This window comes from Pseudomonas sp. NFX1, from assembly GCF_051123555.1.
Classification (GTDB): Bacteria; Pseudomonadota; Gammaproteobacteria; order Pseudomonadales; family Pseudomonadaceae; genus Aquipseudomonas; species Aquipseudomonas capeferrum.
On the sequence record NZ_CP169366.1, the window covers coordinates 1,764,873 to 1,783,083 of the forward strand.

25 protein-coding genes are annotated in these 18,211 nt (G+C 61.8%); 15 read left to right on the forward strand and 10 right to left on the reverse strand.

The window, feature by feature from the left end; translation table 11 throughout:
• The first annotated feature begins 15 nt into the window (after positions 1 to 15).
• The 4 genes from hbdH (at position 16) to DJ563_RS07610 (ending at position 4,137) form a co-directional block, all read left to right on the forward strand.
• Positions 16 to 786, forward strand: a complete 771-nt coding sequence (gene hbdH / locus DJ563_RS07595) for a 3-hydroxybutyrate dehydrogenase (protein ID WP_434519180.1) — start codon at positions 16 to 18, stop codon at positions 784 to 786.
• 55 nt (positions 787 to 841) lie between these two features.
• The gene (gene eco, locus DJ563_RS07600; RefSeq protein WP_434519181.1) at positions 842 to 1,321 is read left to right on the forward strand and encodes a serine protease inhibitor ecotin; all 480 of its coding nucleotides are present in this window, start codon (positions 842 to 844) and stop codon (positions 1,319 to 1,321) included.
• Between the two features lie 59 nt (positions 1,322 to 1,380).
• Complete coding sequence (locus DJ563_RS07605; RefSeq protein ID WP_016499499.1) at positions 1,381 to 1,656, forward strand: peptidylprolyl isomerase; 276 nt, start codon at positions 1,381 to 1,383, stop codon at positions 1,654 to 1,656.
• 147 nt (positions 1,657 to 1,803) lie between these two features.
• Positions 1,804 to 4,137 (forward strand): autotransporter outer membrane beta-barrel domain-containing protein, encoded by a 2,334-nt coding sequence (locus DJ563_RS07610; protein WP_434519182.1) that lies wholly within the window; start codon positions 1,804 to 1,806, stop codon positions 4,135 to 4,137.
• Here the strand turns inward: DJ563_RS07610 and DJ563_RS07615 are convergent.
• Entirely contained in the window at positions 4,134 to 4,757 is a 624-nt protein-coding gene (locus DJ563_RS07615) for a LysE family translocator (protein WP_274098440.1), read from the reverse strand. The two genes, DJ563_RS07610 and DJ563_RS07615, sit on opposite strands and share 4 nt — an antisense overlap.
• 130 nt (positions 4,758 to 4,887) lie before the next feature.
• Between DJ563_RS07615 and DJ563_RS07620 the strand changes: the two genes are divergently transcribed.
• Both DJ563_RS07620 and DJ563_RS07625 read left to right on the forward strand, forming a co-directional pair.
• A complete protein-coding gene (locus DJ563_RS07620; RefSeq protein WP_434519183.1) occupies positions 4,888 to 5,700 on the forward strand; it encodes an AraC family transcriptional regulator in 813 nt (270 codons plus the stop codon).
• 65 nt (positions 5,701 to 5,765) lie between these two features.
• Positions 5,766 to 6,380, forward strand: coding sequence for a LysE family translocator (locus DJ563_RS07625; protein ID WP_434519184.1), 615 nt, complete (start codon positions 5,766 to 5,768; stop codon positions 6,378 to 6,380).
• Here DJ563_RS07625 and DJ563_RS07630 read toward each other — a convergent pair.
• Complete coding sequence (locus DJ563_RS07630) at positions 6,328 to 7,053, reverse strand: metallophosphoesterase (protein ID WP_274098443.1); 726 nt, start codon at positions 7,051 to 7,053, stop codon at positions 6,328 to 6,330. The two genes, DJ563_RS07625 and DJ563_RS07630, sit on opposite strands and share 53 nt — an antisense overlap.
• A 75-nt stretch (positions 7,054 to 7,128) precedes the next feature.
• On the opposite strand from DJ563_RS07630, the gene DJ563_RS07635 reads away from it, so the two are divergent.
• The 3 genes from DJ563_RS07635 (at position 7,129) to DJ563_RS07645 (ending at position 8,704) form a co-directional block, all read left to right on the forward strand.
• Positions 7,129 to 7,644, forward strand: coding sequence for a DUF3016 domain-containing protein (locus DJ563_RS07635; protein WP_274098444.1), 516 nt, complete (start codon positions 7,129 to 7,131; stop codon positions 7,642 to 7,644).
• A gap of 77 nt (positions 7,645 to 7,721) precedes the next feature.
• Entirely contained in the window at positions 7,722 to 8,465 is a 744-nt protein-coding gene (locus tag DJ563_RS07640) for a carbon-nitrogen hydrolase family protein (protein ID WP_274098445.1), read from the forward strand.
• Positions 8,466 to 8,479: 14 nt separating this feature from the next.
• Complete coding sequence (locus DJ563_RS07645) at positions 8,480 to 8,704, forward strand: hypothetical protein (protein WP_274098461.1); 225 nt, start codon at positions 8,480 to 8,482, stop codon at positions 8,702 to 8,704.
• 23 nt (positions 8,705 to 8,727) lie between these two features.
• Here DJ563_RS07645 and DJ563_RS07650 read toward each other — a convergent pair whose 3' ends face one another.
• The gene (locus DJ563_RS07650) at positions 8,728 to 9,228 is read right to left on the reverse strand and encodes a methylated-DNA--[protein]-cysteine S-methyltransferase (protein ID WP_274098446.1); all 501 of its coding nucleotides are present in this window, start codon (positions 9,226 to 9,228) and stop codon (positions 8,728 to 8,730) included.
• Positions 9,229 to 9,303: 75 nt separating this feature from the next.
• Positions 9,304 to 10,104 carry a lipopolysaccharide biosynthesis protein gene (locus tag DJ563_RS07655; protein WP_434519185.1) on the reverse strand — a complete coding sequence of 267 codons (801 nt, stop codon included), beginning with the start codon at positions 10,102 to 10,104 and terminating at the stop codon, positions 9,304 to 9,306.
• Between the two features lie 305 nt (positions 10,105 to 10,409).
• Here DJ563_RS07655 and DJ563_RS07660 point away from each other — a divergent pair, with 305 nt between their 5' ends.
• Positions 10,410 to 10,616: a hypothetical protein gene (locus tag DJ563_RS07660; protein ID WP_033698116.1), complete on the forward strand. Its 207-nt coding sequence runs from the start codon at positions 10,410 to 10,412 to the stop codon at positions 10,614 to 10,616.
• Between the two features lie 147 nt (positions 10,617 to 10,763).
• Here DJ563_RS07660 and DJ563_RS07665 read toward each other — a convergent pair whose 3' ends face one another.
• Positions 10,764 to 11,123, reverse strand: coding sequence for a hypothetical protein (locus DJ563_RS07665; RefSeq protein ID WP_274098447.1), 360 nt, complete (start codon positions 11,121 to 11,123; stop codon positions 10,764 to 10,766).
• Between the two features lie 194 nt (positions 11,124 to 11,317).
• Here DJ563_RS07665 and DJ563_RS07670 point away from each other — a divergent pair, with 194 nt between their 5' ends.
• The 3 genes from DJ563_RS07670 (at position 11,318) to DJ563_RS07680 (ending at position 12,421) form a co-directional block, all read left to right on the forward strand.
• On the forward strand, positions 11,318 to 11,539 hold the full coding sequence (locus tag DJ563_RS07670) for a hypothetical protein (protein ID WP_274098448.1): 222 nt from the start codon (positions 11,318 to 11,320) through the stop codon (positions 11,537 to 11,539).
• Positions 11,540 to 11,641: 102 nt separating this feature from the next.
• The gene (locus tag DJ563_RS07675) at positions 11,642 to 12,103 is read left to right on the forward strand and encodes a GNAT family N-acetyltransferase (protein WP_434519186.1); all 462 of its coding nucleotides are present in this window, start codon (positions 11,642 to 11,644) and stop codon (positions 12,101 to 12,103) included.
• Positions 12,104 to 12,178: 75 nt separating this feature from the next.
• On the forward strand, positions 12,179 to 12,421 hold the full coding sequence (locus tag DJ563_RS07680) for a hypothetical protein (RefSeq protein ID WP_261871797.1): 243 nt from the start codon (positions 12,179 to 12,181) through the stop codon (positions 12,419 to 12,421).
• Here the strand turns inward: DJ563_RS07680 and DJ563_RS07685 are convergent.
• From DJ563_RS07685 to DJ563_RS07705, 5 genes are all read right to left on the reverse strand, one after another.
• On the reverse strand, positions 12,393 to 12,692 hold the full coding sequence (locus DJ563_RS07685) for a hypothetical protein (RefSeq protein WP_434519187.1): 300 nt from the start codon (positions 12,690 to 12,692) through the stop codon (positions 12,393 to 12,395). The genes DJ563_RS07680 and DJ563_RS07685 overlap by 29 nt on opposite strands.
• A gap of 152 nt (positions 12,693 to 12,844) precedes the next feature.
• A complete protein-coding gene (locus tag DJ563_RS07690) occupies positions 12,845 to 13,042 on the reverse strand; it encodes a hypothetical protein (protein ID WP_434519188.1) in 198 nt (65 codons plus the stop codon).
• 62 nt (positions 13,043 to 13,104) lie between these two features.
• Positions 13,105 to 13,401, reverse strand: a complete 297-nt coding sequence (locus DJ563_RS07695; protein WP_274098452.1) for a hypothetical protein — start codon at positions 13,399 to 13,401, stop codon at positions 13,105 to 13,107.
• A 108-nt stretch (positions 13,402 to 13,509) separates the two neighbouring features.
• On the reverse strand, positions 13,510 to 13,920 hold the full coding sequence (locus tag DJ563_RS07700) for a hypothetical protein (protein ID WP_434519189.1): 411 nt from the start codon (positions 13,918 to 13,920) through the stop codon (positions 13,510 to 13,512).
• A gap of 539 nt (positions 13,921 to 14,459) precedes the next feature.
• Positions 14,460 to 14,783 carry a Mu transposase domain-containing protein gene (locus DJ563_RS07705; protein WP_152604597.1) on the reverse strand — a complete coding sequence of 108 codons (324 nt, stop codon included), beginning with the start codon at positions 14,781 to 14,783 and terminating at the stop codon, positions 14,460 to 14,462.
• 625 nt (positions 14,784 to 15,408) lie between these two features.
• On the opposite strand from DJ563_RS07705, the gene DJ563_RS07710 reads away from it, so the two are divergent.
• Both DJ563_RS07710 and DJ563_RS07715 read left to right on the forward strand, forming a co-directional pair.
• Positions 15,409 to 15,951 carry a hypothetical protein gene (locus tag DJ563_RS07710; RefSeq protein WP_434519190.1) on the forward strand — a complete coding sequence of 181 codons (543 nt, stop codon included), beginning with the start codon at positions 15,409 to 15,411 and terminating at the stop codon, positions 15,949 to 15,951.
• A gap of 117 nt (positions 15,952 to 16,068) precedes the next feature.
• Positions 16,069 to 18,210, forward strand: a complete 2,142-nt coding sequence (locus DJ563_RS07715; RefSeq protein WP_434519191.1) for a type I secretion system permease/ATPase — start codon at positions 16,069 to 16,071, stop codon at positions 18,208 to 18,210.
• The last annotated feature ends 1 nt before the right edge of the window (position 18,211 follow it).

Genomic DNA, 18,211 nt, shown 5'->3' on the forward strand with positions numbered 1-18,211 from the left:
ACAGGGAGCATCCGCATGACCCTCAAAGGCAAGACTGCACTCGTCACCGGCTCCACCAGCGGCATCGGCCTGGGTATCGCCCAGGTGCTGGCCCGCGCCGGGGCCGACATTCTGCTCAATGGTTTTGGCGACCCGGCGCCGGCACTGGCCGAAATTGCCCGCCACGGCGTGAAGGTCGCCCACCACCCCGCCGACCTGTCGGACGTGGCGCAGATCGAAGCCCTGTTCGCCCTCGCCGAACGGCAATTCGGTGGCGTGGACATCCTCGTCAACAACGCCGGTATCCAGCACGTGGCCCCGGTGGAGCAGTTTCCGGTCGAAAGCTGGGACAAGATCATCGCCCTGAACCTGTCGGCGGTATTTCACGGCACCCGCCTGGCCCTGCCCGGCATGCGCGCGCGCAACTGGGGACGCATCGTCAATATCGCCTCGGTACATGGCCTGGTCGGCTCCACCGGCAAGGCCGCCTACGTGGCCGCCAAGCATGGCGTGGTCGGCCTGACCAAGGTCGTGGGGCTGGAAACCGCCACCAGCAATGTCACCTGCAATGCCATCTGCCCGGGCTGGGTGCTGACCCCGCTGGTGCAAAAGCAGATCGACGATCGCGCCGCCAACGGTGTCGACGCGCAGCAGGCACAACAGGACCTGCTGGTCGAGAAGCAACCTTCATTGGCCTTCGTCACGCCCGAGCAGTTGGGCGAGCTGGTACTATTTCTGTGCAGCGAGGCCGCAAGCCAGGTCCGCGGAGCCGCCTGGAATGTCGATGGCGGCTGGTTGGCCCAGTGAGGGCTGGCCCTGATCTGGCAAGGGTCTCGCACCTTTCAACTGCAAGGAGGCCTTAATGCGCCCAATCACACTTTCCGCGATCCTGACCTTGACCCTGGCTGCTGCCGCTCCGGCGATGGCCGCCAGCTTGAAGGACGTCGCGCCCTATCCCGAGGCGGAAAAAGGCTACACCCGGCAGGTCATCCACCTGCCCGCCCAGGCTGATGAAGCGGCCCACAAACTGGAGATCCTCGCGGGCAAGACGCTCAAGGTCGACTGCAACCGCCAGCACCTGGGTGGCAACCTCGAAGAACGTACCCTTGAAGGCTGGGGCTACAACTACTACCGTCTGGACAAGGTCGGCGGCCCGGCCAGTACGCTGATGGCCTGCCCGGATGGCAAGAAGACCGACGCGTTTGTGCCCGTGGTCGGTGAAGGCTTCATGCTGCGCTACAACAGCAAGTTGCCGGTAGTGGTGTATGTGCCCAAAGGGGTCGAGGTGCGCTACCGCGTATGGTCGGCTTCGCAAGACGTGCAAAAGGCAAAAGTGGAGTAAGCGCGCTGCACGATCAGGCATAATGGCGCCCTTTTTTTACCCCGAAGCACAGGTGCCCCATGAAAGCTCAAGCCCGCCACATCCTGGTCAAGACCGCTGACGAAGCCGAAAAGCTCAAGCAGCGCATCGCCAATGGCGAGGCTTTCGATGTGCTGGCGAAGAAGTTTTCCATTTGCCCGTCAGGCAAGCGCGGCGGTGACCTGGGTGAGGTGCGCCCCGGCCAGATGGTCGGGGCGATCGACCAGGTGATCTTCAAAAAGCCGCTGCGCGTGGTGCACGGGCCAATCAAGAGCAAGTTCGGCTACCACCTGGTGCAAACCTTCTATCGCGATTGACAACCACAGGGTGGCAACACGCCACCTAGTATTTTTGCCAGTTGTTCAACGCCGGGCATTTCCCTACAACTCAGGCAGGACCGAGGCGGCACGTTCATGTGCCGCTTCAGGTAGTGGTCCCTTTCCCAAGGGCCCGGAGACCTGCCTATGCGTTACTACCGCCTGCTCGCACCTGCTGCATTGCCTCTGCTGGTACTGCCCTCGCTTGGCCATCCAGCATCACTGACGGTCTCGCCCGGCGACACCCTCGGTGCCCTCGTGCAAACCCAGCAGATCGACACCTTCACCATGACCGGGGGCACAGTGCAGTCATTGAACCAGGGGCAAGGGTTCGATGACTTCACGATGTCTGGCGGGCGCATCGTCGGCGCCTTCGAGGATGGCGATCATGCCGTGTTCTCTGGCGGCCAAATAGGCCGGGTTGACTTGAAGCTGGCTGACAACTACTTCGAGATGTCCCAGGACACGCCCGTGGTGACGCAGATCGACGGCAACCTGGTGAGCGGTTTTGGCAACGACACCATCCTGCTGCGCGGGGGCTCGATCGGCGGCAACATCAGCACCAGCGGCGGCCAGGACATCATCACCATCAGTGGCGGCGCGCTGAAGGGCAATGTGCTGGCCAGCGCGGGTAACGACAGCTTCACCTGGTCCGGCGGCAGCATCGGTGGCCGGGTCGACATGGGTATCGGCGATGACAGCGCACGCCTCGACAGCCTCAACGCCAACACCTTGAATATCAGCGTCGACGGTGGCGCCGGCAATGACACGCTGGTGTTCAACCGTAGCCAGATGACGCGCGGGGCGTTGTACGCCAACTGGGAGTCTGTCGCGCTGGCCAACGGTAGCCAGTTCACCCTGGACGACACCTTGACCCTGGGCGACCTGGGCACCGACACCCTGCCTGCAACGGGCACTGGCGCCTTGAAAATCGATGCAAGCAGCGCGCTGATCGCCCGCCAGGGCAGCATCACAAGCATCCAGAGCGCAAACAAGGTAGCCGTCACAAACGCTGGCCTGATCGACCTCACACGTGGCAACGACGCCCAAGGGCGACTGACCGTTCAGGGCGATTACGCAGGCAACAACGGCACCCTGCGCCTGAACAGCGTATTGGCGGCGGACGGGGCAGCCTCCGACCGCCTGGTGGTCAGCCAGGGCAAAATCACCGGCACGACCGGCTTGCAGATCAACAACCTGGGGGGCGCAGGCGCGTCCACCGCGCACAATGGTATTGAAGTGGTCGAAGCCCGCGACGGTGCCACCAGCAGCGCCAGCGCCTTCGTCCAGACCCAGACCCTTTCGGTGGGTGCCTACGACTATCGCCTGTTCAAGGGCGGCGTCACGGCGGGCAGCGAAAACAGCTGGTACCTGCGCTCGACCTTGGTCGCCCCACCCGCTCCAGCACCAGCGCCGCAACCCGGGGAGCCGCCCGTGATCGCACCTGCTGCCACCCCGCCCGTCGCCGCGGCGGCGCCCGGTCAAGCTGATTTGCCGCTGCCGGTGCAGGGTAAACCCTTGGCACTGTACCGGCCCGAAGTGCCTGTATACGCCGCCGCCCCCAGAGGCGCCGCGATCATTGCCCGGCAAGCCTTGGGCACCTTCCACCAGCGCCAGGGCGATCAACAGTTGCTGGCCGGCCAAGGGGGCCTCGCAGCCAGCTGGGGCCAAGCCTACGGCGGTACCCTGCGCCAGCAATGGAGCGGCACGGTCAGCCCTGGCCTGGACGGCGATCTGTATGGCTTCAAGGTAGGCCAGGACCTGTATGCCAAGGTCAGTGACAGCGGCTATCGCCAGCAGGTCGGCCTTTACGTCAGCCACAGTCGCCTTGACGCCGACGTCAAAGGTTTCGCCCTGGCGGTGCAAGACCGCAGCGTCGGTGACCTGAAGCTCGATGGCGATAGCGTTGGTGCTTACTGGACGCTGGTCGGGCCACAGCGCGGGTATCTGGATGCCGTGCTGCAATACACCGCCCTGGATGGCCGGGCGCGCTCGCACCGTGGCGACAAACTGGACCTCGACGGCCATGCCTGGGCCGCTTCGCTGGAGGCCGGCTACCCGATCGCCATGTCGCCACGCTGGTCCTTGGAGCCACAAGCCCAGCTGATCGCCCAGAAGGTCTCGCTCGACACCGCCAGCGACAGCGTCTCGCGCATCAGCCATGACGCGCAGGTAGAACTGACCGCGCGCCTGGGCGTGCGCCTTGAAGGCACCTTCACGGGTACCAGCGGGCGCTTGCTACAGCCCTATGCGCAGGTCAACCTGTGGCACGGCGACGGTGGCCGCGACACTTTGACCTTCGATGATGTCGATACGATCAAGACCGACTACCGCTATACCTCGGTGCAACTGGAAAGCGGTGTGGTGGCGCAGGTCAGCGAAGCCCTGAGCCTGCATGGCGGGGTGCACTACAGCGCCAACCTGGACAGCCGCCAGCAGGAAGCCAGCGGCGTCAACCTGGGGGTGCGCTGGCAGTTCTAGCGGCGCGCCGCCAGCAGACCAAGGCCAGCGCAGCCCAGCAAGGCGGCGCTGACCCGGTTGAACAGCCGGCGCGGCCCTGGCTGGCTGAACCAACGCTGCATATAGGTGCCAAGGCCTGCATAAATGGCGATGGCCGCCCACTCCAGCAGCAGGAACATCACACCGAGCCACAAGAATTGCTCACTGACCGGCGTGGCGCTGCCGACCGATACGAACTGGGGCAGGAAGGCCGTGAAGATCAGAATGGCCTTGGGGTTGCCCGCTGCCACCCAGAACTCCTGCCGCGCCAGGCGCCAGGTGCCGCGTGGATGGTCAGCCGCGACCACGGCCTCAGCCACCGGTGCCCGCCACAGCTGCCAGGCGATGTAGAACAGGTAGGCAGCGCCGATCACCTTGATGGCGAGAAACAGGTATTCGCTGGTATGCAGCACCACCGCCAAGCCCATGGCGGCCAGCGCGATCATGCCGCTGAAGGCGACAATGCGGCCACCGCCGGCCACGCAGGCCGTGCGCAGGCCATAGCGGCTGGCATTGTGCAAAGACAGCAGGTTGTTGGGCCCGGGCGCCATGTTCAGGGCGAAGCAGGCAGGGATGAACAGCAGCAGGCTGGAAAGGTCCATTTTTGTTTTCCTATGACATCAAGCGCTTATTTCGACGGCTGACGCGCGCGGGGTCAAGCTACAGCCAGGCGAAGAAACTGTATGGGTCACCTGCAACTGTTAAGCTTTCGCCCTTGCCGAGGACCCCTTCATGCCCCGCTCACAAGCCTCTATCTGGCGCGATGCTGCCCTGCCCTTCGTCGAAAGCCGCCGCGCCTGCCACAGCCGGGCCTGCTACAAGGCGCATAGCCATCCGACCTTCTCCATGGGCGCAGTGGATGCCGGCTTCAGCCTTTTCACCGGCGCGGGCCGTGCTACGCAGCGCCTGACACCCGGCACCTTGGTGATGGTGCCGGCAAGGCGTGTACACGCCTGCAACCCTGAGCCGGGGCAGGCCTGGAGCTACCAGATGCTGCATGTGGATGCCGGCTGGTTGACGCACCTGCGCCAGGAGTCTGGGCTGCGCGGTGCACAACCTGGCGAGCCGGCCCGCATCAGCCGCGCGCCCGCCCTGTACCGTCAATTCTGCGCACTGAATGCACTGCTGTTTTCCACGGCCAGCCATGGCGAGAAAGAGGCGGCGCTGATTGCCTTCATGGGCGATCAGGACTTCTGCGTACACCCCACACTGGAGGCGGAACCCGCGCTGGGGGCGTCCATGCTCAGTGGGCTGGTCGAGCGTATAGAGGCAGCCGACCCTGCACGCTTGAGCCTCGAGCTACTGGCCCGGGAGTCGGGGCTGGGGCGCTATCAGTTGATCCGTGTGTTCCGCGGCGCCACCGGGCTGACCCCGCATGCCTACCTGCTCAATGCCAGGGTCAACCGCGGGCGGCAGCTGCTGAACCAGGGCCAAGCGTTGGCGGAGGTCGCCTACCTGCTCGGGTTTGCCGACCAAAGCCATTTTCAGCGGGTGTTCAAGGCGCATGTGGGGGTGACGCCGGGGCAATACCGGGGCACGCAATAATCTTCAATACGCTCACCCGGCGCGACGCCAGACTACGGCTTTCCCCAGCCGGAGTCGTACCGTCCATGGAGCAGTTGCTGATCATCGCCCTCGCCCACTTCCTTGCCCTGCTTTCACCCGGCCCGGACTTTTTCCTGGTCGCCCGCACTTCGATCAGCGGCGGTTGGCGAATCGCCAGCGGCGCCTGCCTGGGCATCGCACTGGCCAATGGCGCCTTCATCGCCATGGCGTTCACCGGCCTGTCGATACTGCGTGAAGGCAGCCCGCTGTTCATCGGCTTGCAGCTGGCCGGCGCGGCCTACCTGCTGTACATCGGCACCCAGTTCTTGCGCCATGCGGGGCGCTCCAGCCTGGTCGCCGTAGTCGGCAATGGGGCGGTGCCGGGCTGGTGGCGCAGCGTGGTGCTGGGGTTTCTGTCGGGCATTCTCAACCCCAAGAACGCCCTGTTCTATGCCAGCCTCGCCAGCATGGTGGCCAGCAGCAGCGTCGGCTGGAAAGTGGTCTATGCGAGCTGGATGTTCAGCATGGTACTGCTCTGGGACCTGCTGGTAGCCGTGGCCATTGGCAATCAACGCGTGTTGCAGCGTTTCGCGCGCACCTTGCCATGGCTGGAACGGGCCTCAGGGGTCATGCTGATCGTGTTGGCAGTGGGGCTGGCCCTGCACCTTGCCCGGGGCTGACCAGTTCAAGGGTTGCCAGGTCGATCAGGCTGAAATGGCCATTGGCCCAACCGCCGGTATCCAGGTGCCAGACATTACCCAGCAGCTTGGCTTGCAGCACGGGCGTGTGCCCGACCAGCAAGGCGCGGACGCCGTGCACGGGTTGGGTGTCGCCCTCCTTGAGCCGGCGCCGCGACCATTGGCAAACTTCACGCACTTCGGGGTCGTCATCCAGCTCCAGCCAGGTGCGCAGAACGGCCCAGTCGGCGAACGGGCTGTCGGCATGCAACAGGCCGATCAGTCCCCGCTCGTTTTCGACCTCCATGGCGATCGGCAATTGCTCGAAGCGTTCGACGAAACGCACCTGCTCGCTTCTGGGCAGGTCGAGAAACCAGCCACCACCGGCGGCGCGATACATCTGCAGGTCGAGCCGGCCACCGCGCAGGTAGGTAATCGCCAGCGCCTCATGGTTACCTTGCACCGCGTGGAACCAAGGCCGGTCCAACCATTGCAGCGCTGCTTCACTGTGAGGGCCACGGTCGACCAGGTCGCCGACGCTGAACAAGCGGTCTACCGCTGGGTCGAACCCAGCCTGCTCCAGGCACATCACAAGGCGCCCGAAGTGCCCGTGGATGTCGCCTACCGCCAGGTCGCGCCCCTGGGTATTGGCGGCTAGCCGTAGAAACCGACTCATTACAATCTTCCTCTGCTGGCACTGCCCTGCCAGGCGTAGAATGGAGCTACACGCAAACCGTCCCGGAGGTGCATCATGCGTACCGCCCTTGTGTGTGCCGTGCTCATGGCGCTTTCACTGAACAGCATGGCACAAGGCGCCCCGGCCGCGCAGGTCGAGGTGCGTTTCGACCACCCCGAAAAATTTCGCGATGCCAGCCTCGACAGCCCCGGATACGAGCGCGGGGCCGATGCCTATGTCATGAAGTCCCTGACCGAGTACCTGCAGAAGCTTGGCCAGCGCTACTTGCAGGCGGACCAGCAACTGGTCATCGACATCCGTGACATCGACCTGGCTGGCCGCTACGAGCCTTGGCACAGCCGTGCCTACGATGTGCGCTTCATGCGCGAAATCACCTGGCCGACCATCGACCTCAGCTACACCCTCAGCCAGCCCGGCAAACCTGCCCAGCAAGCCCAGGAGCGGGTCAGCGACAAGATGTACCTCAGCCGCCCCGGGCGCGTAACCAGCAGCAGCGACCGCCTGTATGCCGAAAAGGCGATGCTGAACGACTGGTTCCGCCAGCGCTTCGCGCCGCATCCGGCTTCCTGAAAAACCCTTCACTGGTACAGGTGTTGCCACCGATAGTATGCTCGGCCTTTCTGTCTGTACCAGGGAAGGAGCTGTAGATGAAACTCTGCGCCGTGCAATTGGCATCGCTCAAGGGCGACCTACAGGGCAACCTCGAACGCCACCTTGTCTGCATCGAGCAGGCGGTGGCGCTGGGTGCCGAGCTGGTGGTGTTTCCTGAACTGTCGCTGACCGGCTACGAGCCGACCTTGGCCCGCCAGGTCGCCTTGCCGCTGTCTTCGTCGCGGCTCGACCCGCTGCAGGCGCTGTGCGATCGACATGGCATCACGGTCGCCGTAGGGCTGCCCTTGCCGACACCTGACGGCGTCCAGATCGGCATGCCAATCTTCAGCCCGGGTGCGCCTCGCCAGGCCTATGCCAAACAACGCCTGCACAGCGACGAGCTGCCCTACTTCACCACAGGTGATCAGCCCTTGCTCCTGGACGTGGCTGGGCATCGGGTGGCGCCCGCCATTTGTTACGAGTCGATGTTCATCGAACATGCGGCAGAGGCTCACGCACAGGGTGCGCAAGTGTACCTCGTGAGTGTGGCAAAAACGGCCAAGGGTATTCGCGAAGGTCATGAGCATTACCCCGAGGTCGCGCGCCAGCTGGGCCTTGGCGTATTGATGGCCAACTGCGTGGGGCCGGCCGATACCTTCATTGGCGCAGGCGGGTCGGCGGCCTGGGACAGCCAAGGCCGGCTGCTGGCCAGCTTGGATGACCGCTGCGAAGGGCTGATCGTGCTGGATACCGCCAACGCCAGCGCGACTGCCGTACCTTTGAGGGCACTCCCTGCGTGAAGTATCTGTTAGTGATGCTGGCGAGCTACGTGTCGACTCATTACCTGGTCGGGTTGTTGATCCAGGGCCAACTGGCCAATATCGCTGAAGGCCTGCGCCACCGGCCCGATGCCCCGACCCCTGGCGAGTACCTGCGCGAGGTCAGGCCGCAGGCACGACGGGCCCACAGGCAGTACACCTTGATGGCGGGCTCAGCGCTTGCGCTGGTGGCTTGCCTGATCGCGAGTTGGTTTGGCTGATCGATACCTTGCGGTGGCCCGGCTCAAAGCGCCAAGGCCAGGCTCTGCCGCCCTTCCAGCGCCAGCAGGTATTGCTTTGCCGCAAGCCCGCCGGCAAAGCCGGTAAGGCTGCCCGAAGCGCCGATCACCCGATGGCATGGCGCAATGATCGAGATCGGGTTGCGCCCATTGGCTGCGCCCACCGCACGGACAGCGCTGGGGTTACCGATCTGTCGGGCAATGTCACCGTAGCTGCGGGTTTCGCCGAAGGGAATGGCCAGCAATGCAGCCCACACTTCACGCTGAAACGGCGTGCCAGCGAAGTCCAACGCCAGGTCGAAGCGCCGACGCTTGCCAGCGAAGTACTCGCCCAACTGGCGGGCGGTGTCCAGCAGAACCGGGCAGTGATCATCGCGATGAAGGGCGCCGAGCCGCACGCGGTTCTCCCGCTCCTCCTCCCACAAAACTGCTGCCAGACGCTCGCCGCGGGCCACCAGCGTCAGCGTGCCGACGGGCGATTGCATCAAGGTGAAGGCGCTGGACATAGGGGGCTCCTGCTGAGTGCGGTACGGTCAGCGCACTCTACCCATGCACAAGGCTGTGCGCACCCGCTTTCTTGCTCAACCAATCGCGCAACCGGCAATGCGCCTGGCTTCGGACAGGTTGACCTTGGGGATCAGCTCGGTCGGAATACGCGAAGCCGCCGACAGGTTGTAGACGTGAAAGTGCTCATTGACCACTTGCCGCGCCATCAGCGTCAGTGACGGCAGGATACGGCTGTCCCAATGTTGGTCCAGGCCGCAGGGCGAGTGTTCACCTTCGGCGGTTTCGTAGAAGCGCCCTACCGTCTGATCAAGATCTACGCCCACCAGCAACACCTCTTCAAAACCCAGGTGATACGCCAGTTGCAGGGCCACATAAGCGACCGTGCGGGCATCGAAAAAGCCCTGCGACAGGTCTTTGCTGAAGGCAATGGAGCGGGCTCGTTTGCTCCACAACGCTCGGTTGCAGACACAACTGTCACCGTGCCCGCGCATACCGTCGAGCAAGCCTGGCATGTGCGCCTTGTGCAAGGCATAGCATTCGCTGGCGGCAGGAATATCGGCACCTTCGAACTGCTCTGGCCATAACGCCAGGCGCTGGCTGTCACGCAGGGCGGTGGCGAACAGCGCTGGTTGCTGTTGGCCAAAGCTCTTGTCGGTGCACACGTAAAAGAACGGCTTCACGCCATGCTCGGCAGTCATGGCAACTGAACCATTCATGGCGATGATCGGTAGATGGGCAAATTCGCCCAGGGGGAAATGCTTGGCTGAGGCGCCCGAAGCCAGAATTACCACGGGGCCTTGCTGGGTATTGCGACACGCCTCGAAACTGGAGAACGCCCCGCGTTCAGCGCTTGGCTGCGACGGAAGTGTGTTCATCATTTGCTACTTTGGACTGGACAGTACAAAACACGATACCGATCCTTGTACGCGCAGCGGACGCTTTTACATAAACCTTACACAAAGCGACTGAAGGGTCTAGATCTGTCCAAAAACTAAGTACACACCGTTTTCCATACAGGTGCTGTGTCTTTCAGACCTGCGCATTTCGTACCCGTTCCCCGGCCTTCGGCCTGCCTCTGCATTTTTGCCACTTGAACTATTCGTCGTTTCTTCATGAGCCTCCTTGATGGTTACCCATTGCGAGACTAATACTTAAGTCTCTGCCTGGGGAGGCACGAAACATGCAACCAAGATTCGTTATCGTTCCGGCGGTACCCATCGAAAAGGAGTCCTTCCGCATCGCTAGCCGCTATTACGCGGCTACCGTAAGCGGCGGCTTCGACATCTATGACAACTTGGCGAAGGAGCGGCTGAAACCCAGTTACCCGAGCAGAACCGATGCGCAAATGCAATGTGAGCGGATGAATAACAAGCTCGAAATGAGATGATTGGCACACAGCACAAGGCTGCCCCAATGCAGCCTTGTGCCGTCTAACAGTAGACAGAACCGGCTTCAAGACCTGCGCCAAGTGGCGCAATGCCCAGCACAAGGCCAGGCAGCCAGTGACCAACATGGGCGGCGCGGATTACTGACCTCAGTCCAGACACTCCCTGGCCGCCACGCGCAGCTTGTCGCCTGACAGGAAACTGCCCTTGTAGAACGTTGCCCGGCTACCGTCACGTACGTCGACTACCTCCAGCACATCGTCAGAGGCCACCGCGCTGGGCGCCGTCAACCGATAGCCGTGGGCGATGGACTTCTGGTTGGCAAGTGGCGCCAGTGCTCGCCACTTCGGCATCACGCACGCGGCAAACTGCGCGGGGGTTTTATGTGTCAGCTTGCTGGCTGTGGGTTTACCTGGCGTTGCGCAACCGGCAAGGCTGGCAGCCATGAAAACGCTGAAGAAGATACGAAATGTAGGCATTTGCAATTGGCCATTAGGGGTACGCGGCATTCTACCGAGGGTTACGCACGGGTACCAATCAACCAAGGTCGTGGACACTCAGCGTTTGTCCATGCCTGGGCATGTTGCTTAAGTACAAGCGCGCCGGCACCTGTCAATTCTGCCAGTAGCGAAAACCGTAAAGGGGGAAGATAGTTTGCCTTACGGATGTTCACCCACCTGGTACACAGCAAGGACCCTACCCTATGCCAACCGACCGCACGGTTTTCTTCTACCAGAACGGCAGCCTCCACACATTGAAGACGGGCGACGAAAGCCGCGTCATCTTTCGTAGCGCAGACATGCCACTTGCAGAGTTGCAGCCTGACACTGTGCAAGGCACTGGGTTGTTGGCTACGGATGATAAAGGCTCAGTGCTCCAGGTGCAGGGTGGCGACATCGAAACGTCAGACACGGACCCCGCTTAGCGTTGAACCAAACCGTGTAAAACGCGAGCTAGCTGGACTTGCCACACCCTCTTCAATGGTGTGTGATGATGCGCTTTACAGCTTGATCAGCGCAGGACGCCCATGCCTCAAATTGACTGGCTAGAAAACCATATGAACCATTGCGACACATTCGCTCAATGGATTCATCAACAATTCCAGTATGAGTTCGAGGACATTGACCTCGCCCAATGGCAGCTGGACTTCGCGCAAGGCCAGGGCAATGGCCAATGGCAATGCTTGGTCGCACTGGATCAAGACCACTTGCTGGGTGGCGCTGCCCTCGCCAAGGAAGACCTGCCGTCCCGCCCGGAGCTAGGCCCCTGGCTCGCCTGCGTGTTCGTGGACCCGGCAGCCAGAGGTGCCGGTATCGCCGAGCAGTTGATCGAGGGCATATGTACCCACGCACGTGACACCGGCCTAGAAACCTTATACCTGCACACCAGTGACAAACAGGCTTACTATGCCAAGCGAGGCTGGGCGGTGATCGAGCAGTTCGAGGCCTGGGGCAAGGCGCAGTGGCTGATGTCGCGATCGCTTCGCTGACCCTGCGCCCAAACGATGCCGCAGCGAGGCCCAACTGGGCCGTAGACGCACACTTCAAGGAACGCAGCCAAGATTATGGAACCGCTTCAAACCATCAAATCAGACCTCGTCAAAACGGCCGATCACCTCAATGAACTCAGCAAGGCCATGACCGGGCATGCCAAGTTCATGGAGGCCAGAGCGACTCCGGAAACCAAGATCGATGTACGCGCTCATATCAAGTCCATCGACGGCGTCGCCGATGAGTTGAGGTCAGTTGCCGCAAAAATCACAGACACCGCTCTGCCCGCTACTTCGAACAGGCAAATTGCTCGTTGACAGGCATCGCATCGCTCGCAATACGCCGCGCTCGGCCTACGCCCCAGGCCAAAGCGCGAGTCATCGACTCGCCTGGGCGCGAATCGAATGCCTCTTCATGAATCGCCATGCCGCTAGGGGCATAAACACCGATGAACATCTGCGTGCTGCCTGTTCGCGACAGTCGCACCTGAACATCGATGTAGGTTCCATCGTTTAACGTTTCGTCGTGTGACCGATGGTGAAGCGTTGGGTCCGCCCATCCCCAGAAAACGTCGCCGCGAATCCGCATGCCGCCCTCCTACGACTTTAGTTGTATGCGTAAATGCCACCATAGCCAAAGCCAAACGGCATGCAACTGCACTTAGTCGGAATGAGCGCTGAATCGGACAACTGGCTGTCAGGCGAAAGTGAAGTCATTTTCGCCTCTGCAATACCAACGCCTCAGGGTTTACCGCCCAGCTCTGGCGGCCATGCGCTCATGAAAATGATGACCCCAGGTATGGAGAGCGCGAGCAAGTACTGCCCAGGGTGCACCACCACACCCATGGCCCAGGCCGCCATCAGAGCCCCGCCGACAATACGCCGTTTTTGGGGCGTGAAGCGCTTTTGAAAGGTTTCCAGTTTTTTACGCCAAGCCATTACACATTCCTTGTTGCACACTCAGGTCCATCGCCTCGGCGCGTGGCTCCGTTACAGATTCTTCAATCTTGCTCTGTCAGTTCACAGACACCATTAGCGCGACCCTTGCCGGTGTACGAAACGCCCGGCGATCCGTCAGGGTTAACCATGATCGATACCGTTACCCCTGCGCCCTTGGCTTCGAAGTACGTGTCACTGAATTTCTTCAATTTCGCTTCCTTGCCGTTGATGTAGACAGGGCCGCCCTCATCGGCATGCACCTCGATATTCCCCGGGCATGTGGCATTGACCAGCGGGATCTGCGCATTGGCGATACCCGCAATGGAACACAACGCCGCACCTAGCAGTAACTGCTTCATTAAAACCTCCTGATTTGGCGGGCTATAAAAGTTTTAGAATTAGCCCAGTGCGAATGATCGCGCAACCCCTTCCGGCGGCGATGGATCACTTAATCACAGATGCGCAGATTAGCGCCGCTCTGTCGCCAGGCTCGAATCGACATTCAGCACTCGCAGGAGTTTGAGGGCATCTTCAAGGCAAGCGACCCTCACTGACCAGTGCTCCTTCTGAGCCGAGTCAGTGAAGCCTTCTGGAAACTCGTTTCGCAACAGGGCGACCCGAAACCTCTTTGTTCTTGTCACTGGCGGCCGCCATTGGAATGTTACCCACTTCTTGGCAGGAATGATCGTGTACCAACACTCGCCATCGACTTCGATACCTACCGAGCGGACTTCGCCCTGGGGCTTACGCCCGCAACGAAACTTTCCCAGACACGCGAATGTACCAATCAAAAGCGCGAACGCCTCCTTGGCGCGCTTGTCTTCGATGTACTCATAAAAGCTCGTTATCCATCGCCCATCGTCATCAGCGCTCAGCATCTCAAAGCCCCCATTTGACCGCTAACTGTATCCGAACCGGCGGGCCCTGCCAGTTCGGCCGTCTGCCGGCAGATGAAATCAAGCTTCTCTTTCACTGCCATTAGCGAAAAGCCCAGCTGAATGCATGCCTATCTCATTCATCACAGGCCAAATCTGCTCGCTGCTCCTGCAGGGTCAGGTATCCCAACTTACGGGGATTGCCACACAGCCAGCAGGAACAGACTTTGCCGTGATTGGCGAACAGCCCTGCATTGCGTGGATTAGTCGTCCAGCATTCGTGGAAGCGCTGCTTCCGGTAGAAGCGAGCCTTGATTCGGCGTGTATCGTGTCGGCGTTGTGCTCTGGTCATATATCCTCCTAAGCCAAAGCCGACGAAGCCCCGGCAGATTTCTCTGGCGAGGCTTATTGGGGATCATTCCTCGACAACCACAGGAACGACAGGTAAGGCCATACTGGCTCAGTGGTTTACTGCCAGTCAAACCACATTTGCCGTCACCAGGCATCGGCGCAAAACGAAAAGCCCCGGCGATGGCGAGGCGTCAAGGTTGATAGGGGCCGATGGATTCGGCCCAGACCAGCAAGGCTTCTGGCTGGATGTCTCGCTGATGCCGGTGCTGAGGCGGCAGGTGCTCCGGCACCGTGGTGACGCCGACGCCTTGAGCCAGGGCATGGCTGGCAATCTGACGACGCTGATGAAACACCATCAGGCGATCGCTGTTGACCCGGATATCCACCAGCAGGTGGATATAATGAAACGGCACGGAGTAGTGCAGCCAGTCGGCTACTGTTTGGCTGGCCACTGCCGTGGCGTAGAGGTAGCCCGAGGCTCCCAGAGTACCGACACAAACTTGAGCCTTGGACACTTCTCAGGTGTCGCGGTTGACGATGGGCATGGTACGTCCGCAAAAATCCACAAACAGCTTGTCGCCGGGTTTATGGATCTACCGCATGCTGATTTTCTGCTGGTTACGCCAGGCCCGGTAGAGGCGAGTGAACTGCGCGTAGGACACGCTATCCGGCTCGCCCACGCGGAACTCTTGCCAGAGCAGATCCAGCGTGACGTCCCGCTGCTGCAATTGCTCATGGACAGTCGTCCAACTGGGTACAGCTCGACGGCTACCGCCCGTACGCCACCGCTGAAGCGGGCCTGCAAGGCGGCATCCTCCAGGTCGCGCAACTGTTCCCAGCCCTCACCCCGCTGGCTCAGCCGATCTCGCAGGCCGCGAACGGTATTGGGTGATATCTCCACTAGGCACGCCACCGCCCGATGCGATAGCGAAGGATTGCAGGCATGGCGAATAGCCTGCCGGAGTTGCTCAATAGTCAGTCTCATAGGTTCTCCCCGCGACAGGCGTGGTTACGCAGGCGGTGCTGTTCGAACCTGTCGGTGGTATCGAGGTTTACTGGCAGCGGGCCAAAGTCACCGTCGTACTGATGAGAAAGCTGGAGCGCATTGCTAGCCTGGATGCCCTGGCGGCATTGACCTAGTTGCTGCGCGAAGCCATCGTGCAGGGCAACCGCAAGAATACGGAGCGATTGGCGCGCAGTATTTATACGGCGCTGCTGATAATGGGCATCGAATGGCAAAACCGGGAGCTGGCGGAGCCGCTGCTCAAGCTGTTTGCGCAGCGTATTCTGCCGCTGGGTTCGCCACCCCATCGGCGCTTCTGCATGAGCGGGCAGGACATGCTTGAGTGCTCTGCCGCACTCAATTTGATTATGTACCAAACCACCGACGGTAAGCGTCGCGGCCTGACATGGCTGCAGCGGGTGCACATCATGCGTCGGTTACTGGCTGGCATGACGGGCTTCCATGTAGTGCATGCCCTGGCACCCCAGTACATATCCGCAGGCACCAATGTACCGGCAGAAGTCATATACCGACTCGAACAAGATGAGCGCTGCCGGCAATGGGGGTGGAGCAGTATCAACGCTCTCCAGCCTGAGCCATTTCCACCCAAGAGCATTTGGCTTCCGCGCCCATTAGACGCAGAGAGGCCAGCTCCTGGATACCCACCTTTGAGCAGCTGAGGGTTTCCCCACACGCATCTCTTGGTAGCCAGCACCTTGTCGGAGTGGCGCATGGCCGGTACATTGCGCAGCCATTGGCCACGCATGCTCTCGCGAGGCTCGTGTCAAAGGAATGAAATGCAAGACGAACTCCAAGGATTGGGCGTTTCGCCTGAGGTCGACACAGGCCTTGCCTGTCTGGTCATGCTGGCGCGTTTTCATAACGTAGCCGCCTCCCCCGAACAACTCGCTCACGAATTCGCCGAAGATGGCCGCCGCTTCGGCCGTGCCGAACTCCACATCGCCGCCAAGAAGCTGGGCCTCAAGGCCAAGTCCGCGCGCAGCTCGCTTAGCCGCCTGGATACCACCCCGCTGCCCGCCATCGCTGCCGACCGTGACGGCCGCTACTTCATCATTGCCCGGATCGACGATGGCAAGGCGTTGATCCACGATCCGCGTGCGCACCGTCCTGAAGTGCTGAGCTTCGAGCAACTGGAGCAGCGCTGGACCGGCGAGCTGTTGCTGATCCGCTCCGAAGCCTCGCTTGCCGGTGAGCTGAGCAAGTTCGACTTCACCTGGTTCATCCCGGCCATCGTCAAGTACCGCAAGCTACTCTGCGAAGTGCTGCTGGTCTCCTTCGTGCTCAACATTTTCGCGTTGCTCACGCCGCTGTTCTTCCAGGTGGTGATGGATAAGGTGCTGGTGCATCGCGGCCTGTCGACCCTGGACGTGATTGCTGTCGGCCTGCTCGGCATCATGCTCTTCGAGACGCTGCTCAGCGGCCTGCGCAGCTACGTGTTCGCCCACACGGCCAGCCGCATCGACGTGGAGCTGGGCTCACGGCTTGTCCGCCATCTGGTGACCCTGCCGCTGGCTTACTTCCAGGCCCGACGGGTGGGTGACTCGGTGGCGCGAGTGCGCGAGCTGGAGAATATCCGCAGCTTCCTCACTGGCAACGCCATCACCCTGATCCTCGATGTGCTGTTCTCGGTCGTGTTCATCGCCGTGATGTTCTACTACAGCGGCTGGCTGACCCTGGTGGTGGTCCTCTCGCTGCCGTTGTACTTCCTGATCTCCCTGCTGATCACTCCGGTGCTACGCGCGCGGCTCAACGAGAGTTTCTCGCGCGGCGCGGAGAACCAGGCCTTCCTGGTCGAGACGGTCAACGGCATCGACACCCTCAAGGCTATGGCCGTAGAGCCACAGATCAACCGCAAGTGGGACAATCAGCTGGCCGGCTATGTGGCCGCCAGCTTCAAGACCCAAACCCTGTCGACCCTGGCCTTTGAGGCCGTCGGCCTGGTGGGCAAGCTGGTGACAGTGGCCACCCTGTGGCTGGGGGCGCGCCTGGTGATCGACGGCGACATGTCGGTGGGTCAGCTGATCGCCTTCAATATGCTGGCCGGTCGGGTATCGCAGCCGATCATGCGCCTGGCCCAGCAGTGGACCAACTTCCAGCAGACCGGGGTGTCGGTGCAGCGCCTGGGCGACATCCTCAACGCGCGCACCGAACTGTCCCAGGCCACCCGCAGCGCCTTACCGCCGCTCAAGGGGCAGATCGAGTTCGACCAGGTGCACTTCCGCTACCGCCCTGATGGCTCGGAGGTGCTGCGCGGAGTGAACCTGCAGATCAACGCCGGCGAAGTGATCGGTGTAGTCGGCCGCTCCGGCTCCGGCAAGAGCACCCTGACGCGTTTGCTGCAGCGCCTCTATACCCCCGAGCGTGGACGCGTGCTGGTGGACGGAATGGATCTGGCTCTAGCCGATGTCTCCTCGCTGCGCCGGCAGATCGGCGTGGTGCTGCAGGACAACATGCTGTTCGCCCGTAGCATCCGCGAGAACATCGCCCTGACCGACCCGGGGGCGCCGCTGGAAGCGGTGATCCAGGCGGCTAGGCTGGCCGGTGCCCACGAGTTCATCCTCGAGCTGCCAGAAGGTTACGACACCGTGGTCGGTGAGCACGGTGCCTCGCTGTCCGGCGGTCAGCGCCAGCGTATCGCCATCGCCCGCGCGCTGATCGGCAACCCGCGGGTGCTTATTTTCGACGAGGCCACCAGCGCCCTGGACTACGAGTCCGAGCGGGTGATCCAGCAGAACATGCAGGCCATCTGCAAGCGCCGCACGGTGATCATCATCGCCCACCGGCTGTCTGCCGTGCGCGATGCCAACCGCATCCTGGTCATGGACCGCGGGCAGATAGTCGAGCAGGGCACCCACGCCGAACTCCTTTCCCACCAGGCCGGCCACTACTCGTGCCTGCACCGACTGCAGCAGGGCTGAG